The sequence below is a fragment of the Flavobacterium sp. CG_9.10 genome (assembly GCF_015752245.1).
In the GTDB taxonomy this organism is placed as follows: domain Bacteria; phylum Bacteroidota; class Bacteroidia; order Flavobacteriales; family Flavobacteriaceae; genus Flavobacterium.
Genome location: NZ_JADOVD010000005.1, coordinates 153,232 through 167,147, shown reverse-complemented (window position 1 = coordinate 167,147; position 13,916 = coordinate 153,232). Strand labels below are relative to the sequence as shown.

Sequence of the window (13,916 nt, the reverse complement as noted above, 5' to 3'; positions counted from 1 at the left end):
ATACCTCCTTCTTAGGAAAGACAAACTGAGTACTGGAATTAGCAATTAAGTCCACTAAACTTCCGACAACCACATCTCCCGTAGCCCAGATTATAATGAAAAGCTTTTTGCGAAAGCCGTTTTGGTTTTTCTTGTTGTTGCAGAGCGACCAAAGGAAGCTCCTGCGGGAACATTAGAAAAACAAACGGGTTCGCAAAAACTTGCAATGAAAAGCTGGATATAGCTCCTGAAATTCGTACTTTTGCAGTTGAACTACAACGTTTTCGATATGAATACTACTATAGAAAGCAATCCGCTACTAGACCGATTGCCAAAACATTTAAAGCAATTTATTAAACCTCAAGATTATAGCGATTACACGCCTATAAATCAAGCGGTTTGGCGTTATGTGATGCGCAAAAATGTGGATTATCTTTCGAAAGTGGCGCATAGTTCTTACCTAGAAGGATTGAAGAAAACGGGAATCGAAATTGATAACATCCCCAGTATGTACGGTATGAACCGCATTTTGACCGAAATAGGTTGGGCAGCAGTTGCTGTTGACGGATTTATTCCGCCAAATGCTTTTATGGAATTTCAGGCGTATAATGTACTTGTCATAGCTTCAGATATTCGTCAGCTTGAACATATTGAATACACACCCGCACCGGATATTATTCACGAAGGCGCTGGTCATGCGCCCATTATTGCGAACCCGGAATACGCGGAATACTTGCGCCGTTTTGGAGAAATAGGCTGTAAAGCAATCTCGTCTCATAAGGATTACGAAATGTATGAAGCCATCAGACTGCTTTCAATCTTGAAAGAAGCCGAAGATACGCCACAAGCGGATATCGATGCTGCCGAAAAAGCAGTGGAAGATTTGCAGAACAACATGGGGGAATTATCGGAAATGGCTCAAATTAGAAACCTGCACTGGTGGACTGTAGAATATGGTTTGATTGGTACCATTGAAAACCCTAAAATTTATGGCGCCGGCTTGCTTTCATCAATTGGCGAAAGCGCCTGGTGTATGACGGACAACGTGAAGAAAATTCCTTACGATATATCGGCAGCGAATCAGAGTTTTGATATCACGAAGCTACAGCCTCAACTTTATGTCACTCCAGATTTTGCTTATTTAAGTTTAGTCTTGGAAGAATTTGCCAATAAAATGGCGTTGCGAACAGGCGGATTGTCTGGAATTAACAAATTAATCCACTCGAACGCTTTGGGAACAATTGAATTGAGTACGGGTATTCAAATATCAGGCGTTTTCACCAATGTTATTGAAGCCGAAGGAAAACCAGTATATATCCAAACAACAGGTAAAACGGCTTTATCTTACCGAGAAAAAGAACTAGTAGGTCATGGAACCATCAAACATCCGGAAGGTTTTGGAAGTCCTATTGGGAAACTGAAAGGCATCAATCTTGCGATTGAAGATATGAGTCCAAGAGATTTAAACGCCTATTCTATCACAGAAAACAAAACCGTTACCCTAGAATTTGAAGGAGATATTACCGTAAAAGGGGAAATTATTACTGGCTCTAGAAACCTGCATGGCGAAATTATTTTAATCAGTTTAAAAAATTGTACAGTCACTCATGGAGAGACAATTTTGTTTCAACCAGAATGGGGAAACTACGATATGGCGATAGGTAAAAAAGTGGTTTCGGCATTTTCAGGACCTGCTGATGTGAAAAGTTTTGATTTAATTACGCATATGCCTTCCAGCAAAACGATTAAAGCAAAGCATACTGCAGAACGCGATGATTTAGAATTATTATATCATACTGTTAGAAGAATTAGAGAAACAAAAGACACAACAGCATCTTTGGATCCTATTTTTCAAAAGCTTAAAACAGATCATCCAAATGACTGGTTATTGGCTATTGAAATCACAGAATTTCTAAAAAATAGAAATGAACCTCAACTGCTGGAAGAAGTTTTAAATTATCTTGAAAGTTTAAAACACCAAAGACCCGAAGTAGCGCATTTGATTGCCGGCGGTTTGGATTTGATTTTTGATAAAGAAAAAGCGTAGTTCATTACAGAAATACTTATATAAAAAAACGTATCTGATCAGATACGTTTTTTTATACACTACAATTTTATTTTCTGTCCAAAGTCTTTCTCGCTTTGAATAACTGTTCCTTCATATTGCAATTTCCATCCCATCGTATTAGTGAGTATCAATATTTTGGATAATTCACTAATCAATCGATTCTGAGCATTTGTTTTCAAGCTTGATTTTTCAATTTTCTTAGCCAAATTCGCTTTTACTGATTTGTTTATTTTATTGTAATCATCCCCCGTAAAAGGATTCAATTTACTTTGTTCCACATTATAAAATTGAATATCTGGGCTAATTTTTATCTCTTCTTTTGGAATACTAATAATTGTGATGGTTTTGTTTTTTTCATCTATATCGTATTTCATTTTGTGCAAATCATAGGCAACTGTCACATCAGCATTTACAATAACTAATGCTTTTTTCTCAAAAGACAGCATGTCCAATAAATATTTTTGCTGATTTTTATAGGTAATGACTTCTGAAAAATGTCCTTCAGTAACCACTAGTTTACCCACGTTTAGAATTTGTTGCTGAATGAGATTTGTGTTATAGGTGATATCTTCGTCATCATTTTTTTTAAAATCACAAAATTTGAATAATAAAAATATTCCGAAAATCACTCCTATTCCGATAAGTATTCTTTTAAGCATAATTAAAATTTCATGAATGAATATTGAGATTCCAATTTAGTGATTTTTTCTCTGACTTTGGCCTCAAACTTTGAATGACTTTCAGAATCTGGGTTAAAAGGTTTGTGTGCAAGACTTTTTTGAAGACTTTCCACTTCATCGATTGTTGAGAAAGCAGTTTCCGAAATCGTCGTTTCCTTAAAACGTTTCCAAATATAGTCTATTGCCACTTGGCTAGGATGCAACATATCTTCGGCATAAAATCGATAATCGCGTAGTTCATCCATCATGATCTCGTAGCTGGGAAAGTAAGCCCCCTCCGCCCCCGAAGGGGGAACTTGCAAAGCACTGAACAAAGCCGAAATTAAATTTGCTTTGCTTACTTGATTTTCGACAAAACCATCCTTGATGTGTCTTACTGGCGAAACCGTGAAAATAATGTTGCAATTAGGATTTACAGCATAAATTAATTTTACTGCATTTTTAATACTTTTTTTTATTTCTTCAACAGAAAGCAATTCTTTATTGAACAACTTTTGTGGCACTTTATGGCAATTGGCTACAATAGAATTGCTTTCTATACTTTTATACACCCAAGAAGTTCCGTAAGTGACAATGATGTGTGAAGCTTGTTCTAATTGCTGTTTTGTTGATTCGATTATTGTGTTTAATGATTTTAATAATTCATCCTTATTTGAATTACTCAAATCTGAATGCGCATCAAAACAATGCCAACGTTCATTGTAAAAAAAAACATCGTTATCTGTGAATTGCTTTCCAGAAACTGCAAAATCAATTAGCTTTTCAATCGCTAACGGATGGAATAAAATTCCAAATGGATTACAACTATTTTGAAATTTAAAATAGTCTAATTTCTCGGACATATTTACCGCAAAGCAAGAACCCAAAGACACAATTTTTGAATTGTAATCAATGGGATAATTACTTTTAGAAATGGGAATTGGAGTTCTGAATTGCATTGCTATTTTATTTACTACAAATTTGAATAATTTTAGCGAATTAAAAGGGATTTAATTCTTTTTTCATTGGTATTAAAAAACCCTTTCATCGTCTTATACGCTGAAAGGGTTGTTGCAAAAACAGCTATTTTATTAGTAAAAATATTCCGATTTTAAGTAACCCGAATTACCATTAGCATTTTCAGTGATTTGCTCCGTAGGATAACCGTCTGAATCATATTTGAAACTACATTTATAAAAAGTAGCTGAAGAAATGATCTGGTCGCCGTTAGTAACACGCGTCATCTCTGTAATTATTAGACTATTATTTGATGAGATTGTTTGATTTTGATCTAATAGCTTTTTGTATCCCGTTATACTATACAGCGGATTATTTTTAGCATCATAATCAAAACTTATGCTGTAATTTGAAGTGACTCCAACTGCTGTATTGTCTAAAATTCTTTCGTCTTTGATTAAATTATCATTTTCAAAATACAATGTTCCATGGTATACTTTTACTTCTTGGTTCCCAGAACCAATCGAAAAATTTTCATAAGAAACCGTTTTATCTGATTTATGAATGTATTTAAATCTATAATTTCCCAAAGATACAACTTCAACTAATTTGCCCTCAAGGTACGTGTAATCAATAGTCTCCAGAAGCTGATTTGTTTTATTTAACTGTACAATTTTCGTAATTAAACCATCCGTATAAGTAAAATCCTTACGCTTCTTGGCACCGTCCATATTAACTATTTCATTTCCATTATAAGTAAACAAAGTTGTTTCTGATGTACCGCCCTCTGAAGTCTCAACGACTTTCTTTAGCAATTTTAAACTGTCGTCATTATCGTTTGAACACGAATAAAGTGCCAACACAAAAACTGATAATAACCAAAATATGTTTTTTGTTTTTTTCATTATAATAAATAAATCGATTCACCTTTTCAAACCTTCAGGTGTAACATGAATCAAACCTAGATAAATAAACTAAAAGCGACAATATTCATCGTTGCAATCCCTATAATTCGGTTAAACTACTATTTCCAAACCTCCCTTAACACTATGTGAAGACCTCATGAATAGTGCGTTCCGCAAAAAAACAAAACCCTTTTAGAACTTATGCTCTAAAAGGGTTTCTACGATAAAAAATAAATGTGTTCTACTTTACAAATTCAATTGCTTTTTCTAAGGCTTGCTGAATTCCTGCAACATTTTTCCCTCCTGCTGTAGCAAAAAACGGTTGTCCTCCCCCGCCTCCTTGGATAAATTTACCCAATTCGCGTACTACTGTACCTGCATTCAGGTTTTTCTCAGCAACCACTTCTTTTGAGATGTAACAGGTTAGCATTGGTTTATCTCCCGAAGCTTCGGGATTCACTGTAGCCAAAACCAAGAACAGGTTAGTCCCTAAATTCCCTAATTCATACGCCAAATCTTTTACTCCGTCCGGGTTCAAATCAACTTGTTTTGCCAAGAATTGAACGCCGTTTATTTCCTGTATTTCAGCAATTAAACTTGCTTTCAAATTTTTAACTTTGTCTTTTACCAAAGCCTCAATTTGTTTAGAAAGTTTGGCATTTTCTTCTTGCATCGACTGAACGGCTTTCAAAATATCCTGAGGATTTTTCAAAGCTACTTTTACTTCATTCAATATATCTTCCTGAGAAGCAAAAAATGCTTTTACCGCATCGCTTGTAATCGCTTCAATACGGCGAATTCCCGCAGCAACAGCTCCTTCAGAAACAATCTTGAAATGCCAGATTTCAGCGGTGTTTTTCACGTGGATTCCTCCGCATAATTCCATGCTTTCGCCGAATTTAATCGCACGAACGTGATCTCCATATTTCTCTCCGAATAATGCCATTGCACCTTCTGCTACTGCTTGGGCAAAAGGAATATCTCTTCTCTCAATTAATGGTAATTGTTCTTGTATTCTTGCATTTACAAAATCTTCGACTTGTTGCAATTCGGTTTCCGTCATTTTAGCAAAATGCGAAAAGTCAAAACGCAAATAATTTGGATTCACCAAGGAACCTTTTTGTTCTACGTGCGTTCCTAAAATACTTCTCAAGGCTTGGTGCATTAAATGCGTAGCCGAGTGATTTCTTGAAGTTGAAGTTCTTAAATTAGTGTTCACTTTTGCCACAAAACTAGCTTCAACATTCTCTGGAAGTTGTTTTGCAAAATGCAGAATTAGGTTATTTTCTTTTTTGGTGTCGATGATATCAATAGTCTCATTTGCAGAAACCAAAGTACCTTTATCACCCACTTGCCCTCCTCCTTCCGGATAGAATGGTGTATTATCTAAAACGATTTGGTATAAAATCCCGTCTTTTTTACTATCAATTTTACGAATTCTTGTGATTTTTACTTCATTTTCGGTTTGGTCGTAACCCACGAATGTTTCCACATTTCCGTCCCGAAGTCTCGGGATCAAAACCGACCAATCTTCCGTAGAAACTTCAGATGCGGCGCGAGAACGCGCTTTTTGCGCTTGCATGGAAGCGTCAAATTCGGCTTCGTTGAAAGACATTCCTTTTTCTTTCAAGATTAAGGCTGTCAGATCTTTTGGAAAACCGAAAGTATCGTATAATTCGAATGCTTTAGCTCCTGAAACTTCAGTACCTGTTGTTTTAGAAACCACGTTGTCCAATAATTGCAAGCCTTGATCTAATGTTCTCAAAAAAGAAGCTTCTTCTTCGCGAATTACATTGGTTACAAAAGCTTCCTGCGATTTGATTTCCGGGAAGAATTCTCCCATTTGATTGGCTAAAACTGCTACCAATTGATTGATGAAAGGTTCTTTGGTATTCAAGAACGTAAATCCGTAACGAATCGCACGACGCAAAATTCTACGAATTACATAACCAGCACCGGTGTTTGATGGCAATTGACCGTCAGCAATAGCAAAAGCCACTGCTCGAACATGATCCACAATTACACGAATGGCAATGTTGGTTTGATTTTGTTCCTCGCTTACATTCAACACTTCATTGGATGTATATTTTGTTCCCGTAATTTGTTCGACTTTTTCAATAAGTGGCGTAAAAACATCGGTGTCATAGTTTGATGTTTTGCCTTGCAATGCCATACACAAACGCTCAAACCCCATTCCGGTATCCACGTGTTGCGCAGGCAATTTTTCAAGAGAACCATCGGCTTTACGGTTGAATTCCATAAATACGTTGTTCCAAATTTCAACAACTTGCGGATGATCGTTGTTGACTAAACTTTTTCCTGAAACTAGTGCTTTTTCTTCTGCAGAACGAATGTCAACGTGTATTTCTGAACATGGACCGCAAGGACCTTGATCGCCCATTTCCCAGAAATTGTCTTTTTTATTTCCAAGAATGATTCGGTCTTCATCTAAAAGTTCCTTCCAAATATCCCACGCTTCTTGATCGAAGGGTACATTTTCCTCCGGGTTTCCTTCAAAAACAGAAACGTATAGGTTTTCTTTTGGAATTTTATACACTTCAGTTAATAATTGCCAAGCCCAGTTGATGGCTTCTTTTTTGAAATAATCACCAAATGACCAGTTTCCAAGCATTTCGAACATGGTGTGGTGATAGGTATCAAAACCTACATCTTCTAGGTCGTTATGTTTTCCTGAAACACGAAGACATTTTTGTGTATCGGCAATTCTATTGCTTTTTGGCGTGGCATTCCCAAGGAAATATTCTTTGAACTGCGCCATTCCAGAGTTGTTGAACATCAGGGTTGGATCATCTTTTAGAACTATGGGTGCTGAAGGAACAATTAAGTGCCCTTTTGATGCGAAAAAATCCAGAAATTGTTTACGTACGTCTTGTGATTTCATTTTTATTGTTTGTTCGGTTATTTGTTAATTTGGTTAATCGGCTGCATCGCATAAACGAATAACCAAATCAACGAATCAACATTTTTTTGCCCCAGATACTAGTGAAAAGCTTCGCGGTTTTGAAATTTATTTTTTCTTGAGATGGCAGAGCGACCGAAGGAAGCTCCTGCTGGCTCATTAGAAAAAAAGATTTCAATACGAGAACTTGCAACGAATAGCTGGAATAGGCACATTATTATATTTATTCCTTAAAAAAGAGCAGAACAAATGAAACATTTATTAAATTTGTTCGACTAACCTTTTACTAGGTGCAAAAATAGGGTATTTTAAATCATGGCGAAAGTAAAATATTATTACGATTCCGAAAATCTAGCATACCGAAAAATAAAAATAAGAAAAAGAAAGAAATTTGGCGTTGCAGCTCTATTTCTTATAGCATCAGCATTGTTTGGATTTTTATGTTTCATTGTATTATTGAACACTCCTTATTTTGAAACACCAAAAGATCGTTTGCAAGCGCGTGAAATTGAAAATTTGAAATTAAATTATTCCATTGTAAATAAAAAAATGGATCAGGTAGATGATGTTATCGAAGCTATTGAAGACCGGGACAATAATATATACCGGGTTTATTTTAATGCTAAACCAATTCCTGCTGAAGAAAGAAAGGCAGGTTTCAGTAAAATCAATCGGTACAAAGCGTTGGAAGGATATGACAATTCTCAGTTGGTAATCAATACCACCAAAAGAGTTGATGTGCTGAGCAAGGAGCTAGCCATCCAGTCTAAATCACTGGATTATATTTTGAAATTGGCTAAAGCAAAAGATAAATTATTAGCTGCTATTCCTGCTATTCAACCCGTAAGGAATGAGAATTTGAAAAGTTTAGCCTCCGGTTTTGGTTATCGAACGGATCCTTTTACTAAGGTAAGAAAGATGCATGAAGGCATGGATTTTTCTGCAAAAATAGGAACTCCAATTTATGCAACTGGTGATGGAGTTGTTGAAAAAGCAGACAATACAGCATCAGGATACGGAAATCATATTTTACTAAGGCACGGTTACGGTTATGAAACATTATATGCCCATTTAAGTAAATACAATTGTAGAGCCGGCCAAAGGATAAAACGTGGCGATGTTATAGGATATGTAGGGAGTACCGGAAGGTCTGAAGGTCCTCATTTACATTATGAAGTGCACAAAGATGAGAAAGTGGTGAATCCGCTTAATTTTTATTATGGCAATATTTCTGCGATTGAGTATGTTGCGATATCAAAATTAGCAAACCAAGAAAATCAATCATTAGACTAATACAAAAATAGTATTCAGTGTTCGGTTCGCAGTTTTCAGATAAAAGATCATAAAATAGTATTCAGTGACTATTCAACTTGACAAAAAATAAAAATAATATGCATATTGAACTTTCTAAAGACAAAAGATATTACAGCATTGGCGAAGTAGCTAAAGCATTTGATGTGAATGCATCGCTTATCCGTTTTTGGGATAATGAATTTGACATTTTAAAACCTAAAAAAAACGCCAAAGGCAACAGAATGTTCACGCCCGAAGACGTAACGAATTTACAACTCATCTTTCATTTAGTGAAGGAAAGAGGTTTTACGCTGGAAGGTGCCAAAACACATTTGAAAGAAGGACAGAAAAAAACCTTGGATAAATTTGAAATTATACGCAAACTAGAAACAATAAGAACACAATTAACAAATATTAAAAATCAACTTTAAAATTAAATAAACATGAAAAGATTTTTGCCTTGGATTATCGTAGCAGTTGTTATCATTGGAATTTACAGCTGGGTTAAAGGAATTAACAATACTGCTGTTGCATTAAATCAAACCGTTGAGCAATCTTGGGGAGACGTACAGACTGCTTACCAACGAAGAAACGACCTTATTGGTAATTTAGTAAATACCGTAAAAGGAGCCGCCGAATTTGAAAAAAGCACTTTAACAGCTGTAATTGAAGCCCGTGCCAAAGCAACTTCAACAACTGTTGACCCAACGAATATTACACCGGAAAAATTAGCCGAATTCAATAAAGCACAAAGTGGCGTAAGCAGTTCTTTGTCTAGATTATTAGTAACCGTAGAGCAATATCCTGATTTGAAAGCCAATCAGAATTTCTTGAAACTACAAGATGAATTAGCTAGTACGGAAAATCAAATTCTTACCGCTAGAACACGTTTTAACGAGGCAGTAAAACCATACAACTCTCACATTAAAACGTTTCCAAATAGCTTGTTTGCTGGTATGTTTGGTTTCAAAGAAAAAGCATATTTCAATTCTGTTGAAGGAGCTGATAAACCTGTTGAAGTAAAATTCTAAAAACGATTTCAGATTTTCGATTAACGATTTTTGATTGTAGAATATACTGCAATCAAAAATCGTTAATCTTCATTTAAAAATTTTTCCCATGTCAAAAGTAGAAGATTTTTTAACCAAAGAAGAAGAACAAGCCGTTGTGGAAGCTATTCGCATGGCCGAAAAAAATACTTCTGGCGAGATTAGGGTACATATAGAAAAAACAACTTCCAAAGTTCCGTTCGACAGGGCTTTGGAAGTATTTAATGAATTGAAAATGAACGAAACGCAACTTAAAAACGGTGTTTTATTATATTTTGCCGTTGCTGACAAAAAATTTGTGATTTGCGGAGACAAAGGCATCGATGATGTTGTTGCAAATGATTTTTGGGATACTACCAAAGATGTGATGGCTACACAATTCAAAAAAGACAATTTCAAACAAGGGCTTATTGATGGCATTTTGATGGCAGGAGAACAATTGAAAAAACATTTTCCATGGTCAGCAGATGACAACAATGAATTATCAAACGAAATATCTAAAGGATAATGATTTTACTAAAAAAGAATTCCCCAATCGTCCTACAACTACTCGTTTGTTTTTTATTTACACAAATTAGTTTTGCCCAATTTACAATTCCTGAAAAACCAAGTTTGCAAACTTCTGTCTATGATTATGCGAATGTATTAAGCGCGACCGAAAAAACGCAATTAGAAGAAAAACTCATTAAATATTCCGATTCCACCACTACTCAAATTGTGATTGTTACCATAGAAAGTCTCAAAAACGAAGATGTTAGCCAGCTAGCGACTAAATGGGGACAAACCTGGGGTATTGGAGGAACCGCAAAAGACGACAATGGTGTAATTATTTTATTGGCTAAAGCCGAAAGAAAAATAGCTATAAATCCAGGTTATGGATTAGAAGATCGATTGACGGCAGGAATTGGAGGCGAAATAATTAGAAATATCATCATTCCCGAATTTAAAGCAGGAAGTTACTACAGCGGACTTGACAAAGGTACCGATGCCATAATAAATGTTTTCAAAGGCAAATACAAAGGCGAAAGAAAACAAACCAAACAAGATAAAGGATTCCCGATCTTACCTTTCATTGTTATTATCGTTATTATCTTAATTCTAATTTCCAAAAACAGAAGAGGCGGTGGCGGAAATTCCGGCAATTCAGGAGGAGGTCCGAGTTTACTGGATATAATATTACTGAGCAGTCTCGGCAGAAATAGCGGTGGCGGAGGTTTTGGTGGTTCATCTGGAGGCGGATTTGGCGGCGGAGGCGGCGGTTTTGGTGGTGGATTTGGTGGCGGAGGATTCTCTGGTGGTGGTTCCAGTGGCGATTGGTAACAAATATATTTTACAATTACAATCTTAAATAAAAAGCTGCAAGTTGCAGCTTTTTTTGTTCGAGACTTTCTAACTATTGTACAGGGAATTTCTTTTTCATATTGGCGATATCAGTTCAAAAAATAAATACATACCATTTTATATAAATTCATCATTCTTGAAATTTACATAAATATACATTGATTATGAATACTTTAACTCTATTTTAATCAAACTTAATGTAACTTTAATAGAAAAAGCCATGAAAAATTCTGCAATTAAACTCGTGTGGTTTACCACTTTATATGTTTTTATTTTTGCTGGTTTATGTCAAACTAATGTTTCTTTGCCGGTAATAATGACCTTGTATTGCATTGGTATACCATTAATCTTGTTTATGATATATACCGTTTTACATGATGATTACAGAACAGTAAAAACTTTTAAGGATTGGTATGAGGATCATCCAATGGAAACTTTAGAAGAAGAAGAAGAAAGCTAATCGTTCGAATCCATCTTAATTTAAAAAAATCCCCATTGCTCGGGATTTTCTATTCATATGAATTTCTGATTTAAATTTTCATCAGCTACTATTAAAATTTATCTCACTTTGCTTTTCAAAACAAACCGGTGTAACAATTTAGGAAAAAATCGCTTCAAATAAACACCAAAAACTTCTTTTCCACCGATGTAAGCTTCAAACTTTGTAGATTCAACGGCATTGATTAATTTTTTAGCAAAAACAGCCACTGGCATACCATTTAAAGTAGCTTCATCATCGATATTTTGCTTCGATCCATTGGCAGTAAGAGCATTTATAGCTACATTAGTTTGAATAAATCCAGGACAAATTAGGGTGACATTGATACTGTCTTTTTGATGTTCCATCCGCAGTACGTCAAAAAAACCATGCAAGGCATGTTTCGCACCACAATAACCGGAACGATATGGAGAACCAAACTTTCCCATTAAGCTGGTTATGGTTACAAAATGTCCTTCTCTATTTTTGATAAAATGGGGCAACAAAGCCTTTGTTAAAGCAATAGTTCCCAGATAATCTACTTCAATCAGTTTTTTATCCACTTCAAAATCAGTTTCCGCTAAAAGTGAACGTTGACTTACTCCACCGTTATTTACAAGAACGTCAATTTTTCCGAAAGCAGAAATAGCACTTTCAACATGTTTTTTGGCATCATCAAAATCAGTTAAATCAAAAGGCAGGAGAACTACTGATGCATTTACACACCGAGATTTTACCCTTTCCAAATTTTCAATATTTCGTGCAGACAAAATGAGCTTGCAGTCTCTCTTGCTAAGTTCATAAGCCAAAGCTTCCCCTATCCCGCTTGAAGCTCCAGTAATCCAAACTACTTTACCATTTATTGATTTCATTTTTTTATAAAAATAAAAAAAGTTTACCGAGTTTTTGCAAACTCAATAAACTTTATAATAGAACAGCGGAAATAAAAATTACTTCTCTCTGATATAAATATCGATTGGCACTCCTGAAAAGTCCCAGTTTTCTCTAATTTTATTTTCCAGATAACGTTTGTAAGGTTCTTTTACATATTGTGGCATATTGGCAAAAAATACAAACTGAGGCGTTGGTGTGGGCAACTGCATACAATATTTAATTTTCACATACTTTCCTTTGGTTGCGGGTGGTGGATAGGCTTCAATCACTTTCAACATAAATTCATTGAATTTTGAAGTTGCAATGCGTTGTTGTCTATTTTCGAAAACTTTTACTGTTGCTTCTAATGCTTTTAATAAACGTTGTTTTGTTAAAGCAGAAACAAAAAGAATAGGCACATCCGTAAATGGCATTAATTCTTCTCTAATTTTTTCTTCATAATCACGGGTTGACATCGTTTCTTTTTCGACTAAATCCCATTTATTAACTAAAATCACAACCCCTTTTCTGTTTTTTTCAGCCAACCAAAAAATACTTTGATCCTGCCCTTCAAATCCACGTGTTGCATCAATAATCAAGATACAAATATCAGCATGTTCAATCGCACGTACTGAACGCATTACTGAATAAAACTCTAAATCTTCTTTTACCTTTGCTTTACGACGAATTCCAGCAGTATCAACCAAGTTGAATTCGAAACCAAAACGGTCAAATTTTGTATCAATAGAATCACGAGTAGTACCCGCAATGTCAGTAACAATGTAACGCTCTTTACCAATTAAAGCATTGATAAAACTTGATTTTCCAGCATTAGGACGACCTACAACTGCAAAACGAGGCAATACAATTTCTTCTTGAGTTGGCTCTGGTTTTACAGGAAAAGCATCAATTAATGCATCCAATAAATCGCCTGTTCCACTTCCAGAAATACTTGCAAAAGTATAATATTCACCTAAACCCAAATTATAAAACTCAATTGCATCTTTCTCACGCATCGCATTATCCACCTTATTTACAGCAAGTAAAACCGGCTTAGTCACTTTACGCAACAATCTTGCAACAGCATCATCCATTGGAGTAATACCTTCTTCAACATCAACCACAAATATGATTACATCCGCTTCATCAATAGCAAGTTCTACTTGTTTACGGATTTCTGCTTCAAAAACGTCATCCGATCCACGAACATATCCTCCCGTATCAATTACAGAAAATTCTTTTCCGTTCCACTCACTTTTCCCGTAGTTTCTATCACGGGTAACTCCCGAAACTGAATCTACAATCGCTTCTCTTCTTTGTATCAATCGATTAAAAAGCGTCGATTTTCCTACGTTTGGCCTTCCTACAATGGCAACTATGTTGTTCATAATCCT

Annotated in this window: 13 protein-coding genes; 7 read left to right on the top strand and 6 right to left on the bottom strand. The window is 35.4% G+C overall.

From position 1 onward, the window contains the following. The first annotated feature begins 268 nt into the window (after positions 1–268). Complete coding sequence (locus tag IWX84_RS06120) at positions 269–2,026, top strand: aromatic amino acid hydroxylase (RefSeq protein ID WP_196849860.1); 1,758 nt, start codon at positions 269–271, stop codon at positions 2,024–2,026. A gap of 59 nt (positions 2,027–2,085) precedes the next feature. Here IWX84_RS06120 and IWX84_RS06115 read toward each other — a convergent pair whose 3' ends face one another. From IWX84_RS06115 to alaS, 4 genes are all read right to left on the bottom strand, one after another. After that, positions 2,086–2,706, bottom strand: a complete 621-nt coding sequence (locus IWX84_RS06115) for a DUF4230 domain-containing protein (RefSeq protein ID WP_196849859.1) — start codon at positions 2,704–2,706, stop codon at positions 2,086–2,088. A 2-nt stretch (positions 2,707–2,708) separates the two neighbouring features. Next, positions 2,709–3,665 carry a GSCFA domain-containing protein gene (locus tag IWX84_RS06110; RefSeq protein ID WP_196849858.1) on the bottom strand — a complete coding sequence of 319 codons (957 nt, stop codon included), beginning with the start codon at positions 3,663–3,665 and terminating at the stop codon, positions 2,709–2,711. Between the two features lie 132 nt (positions 3,666–3,797). After that, the gene (locus IWX84_RS06105; RefSeq protein WP_196849857.1) at positions 3,798–4,568 is read right to left on the bottom strand and encodes a hypothetical protein; all 771 of its coding nucleotides are present in this window, start codon (positions 4,566–4,568) and stop codon (positions 3,798–3,800) included. Positions 4,569–4,809: 241 nt separating this feature from the next. Next, positions 4,810–7,470, bottom strand: a complete 2,661-nt coding sequence (alaS, locus tag IWX84_RS06100) for an alanine--tRNA ligase (protein WP_196849856.1) — start codon at positions 7,468–7,470, stop codon at positions 4,810–4,812. Between the two features lie 333 nt (positions 7,471–7,803). On the opposite strand from alaS, the gene IWX84_RS06095 reads away from it, so the two are divergent. From IWX84_RS06095 to IWX84_RS06070, 6 genes are all read left to right on the top strand, one after another. Continuing rightward, positions 7,804–8,781, top strand: coding sequence for a M23 family metallopeptidase (locus IWX84_RS06095; RefSeq protein WP_196849855.1), 978 nt, complete (start codon positions 7,804–7,806; stop codon positions 8,779–8,781). Positions 8,782–8,879: 98 nt separating this feature from the next. Continuing rightward, positions 8,880–9,212 carry a MerR family transcriptional regulator gene (locus tag IWX84_RS06090; RefSeq protein ID WP_035670311.1) on the top strand — a complete coding sequence of 111 codons (333 nt, stop codon included), beginning with the start codon at positions 8,880–8,882 and terminating at the stop codon, positions 9,210–9,212. Positions 9,213–9,224: 12 nt separating this feature from the next. Further along, positions 9,225–9,812 (top strand): LemA family protein, encoded by a 588-nt coding sequence (locus IWX84_RS06085; RefSeq protein WP_196849854.1) that lies wholly within the window; start codon positions 9,225–9,227, stop codon positions 9,810–9,812. Between the two features lie 88 nt (positions 9,813–9,900). Next, on the top strand, positions 9,901–10,338 hold the full coding sequence (locus IWX84_RS06080; protein ID WP_196849853.1) for a TPM domain-containing protein: 438 nt from the start codon (positions 9,901–9,903) through the stop codon (positions 10,336–10,338). Next, the gene (locus IWX84_RS06075) at positions 10,338–11,150 is read left to right on the top strand and encodes a TPM domain-containing protein (protein WP_196849852.1); all 813 of its coding nucleotides are present in this window, start codon (positions 10,338–10,340) and stop codon (positions 11,148–11,150) included. Before IWX84_RS06080 ends, IWX84_RS06075 begins: the two co-directional genes overlap by 1 nt. A 241-nt stretch (positions 11,151–11,391) precedes the next feature. Next, positions 11,392–11,631: a hypothetical protein gene (locus IWX84_RS06070; RefSeq protein ID WP_196849851.1), complete on the top strand. Its 240-nt coding sequence runs from the start codon at positions 11,392–11,394 to the stop codon at positions 11,629–11,631. 98 nt (positions 11,632–11,729) lie between these two features. Here IWX84_RS06070 and IWX84_RS06065 read toward each other — a convergent pair whose 3' ends face one another. Together IWX84_RS06065 and der are read right to left on the bottom strand one after the other, a co-directional pair. Next, positions 11,730–12,521, bottom strand: a complete 792-nt coding sequence (locus tag IWX84_RS06065) for an SDR family oxidoreductase (protein WP_196849850.1) — start codon at positions 12,519–12,521, stop codon at positions 11,730–11,732. Positions 12,522–12,599: 78 nt separating this feature from the next. After that, the gene (gene der, locus IWX84_RS06060; protein WP_196849849.1) at positions 12,600–13,910 is read right to left on the bottom strand and encodes a ribosome biogenesis GTPase Der; all 1,311 of its coding nucleotides are present in this window, start codon (positions 13,908–13,910) and stop codon (positions 12,600–12,602) included. Positions 13,911–13,916: the final 6 nt, after the last annotated feature.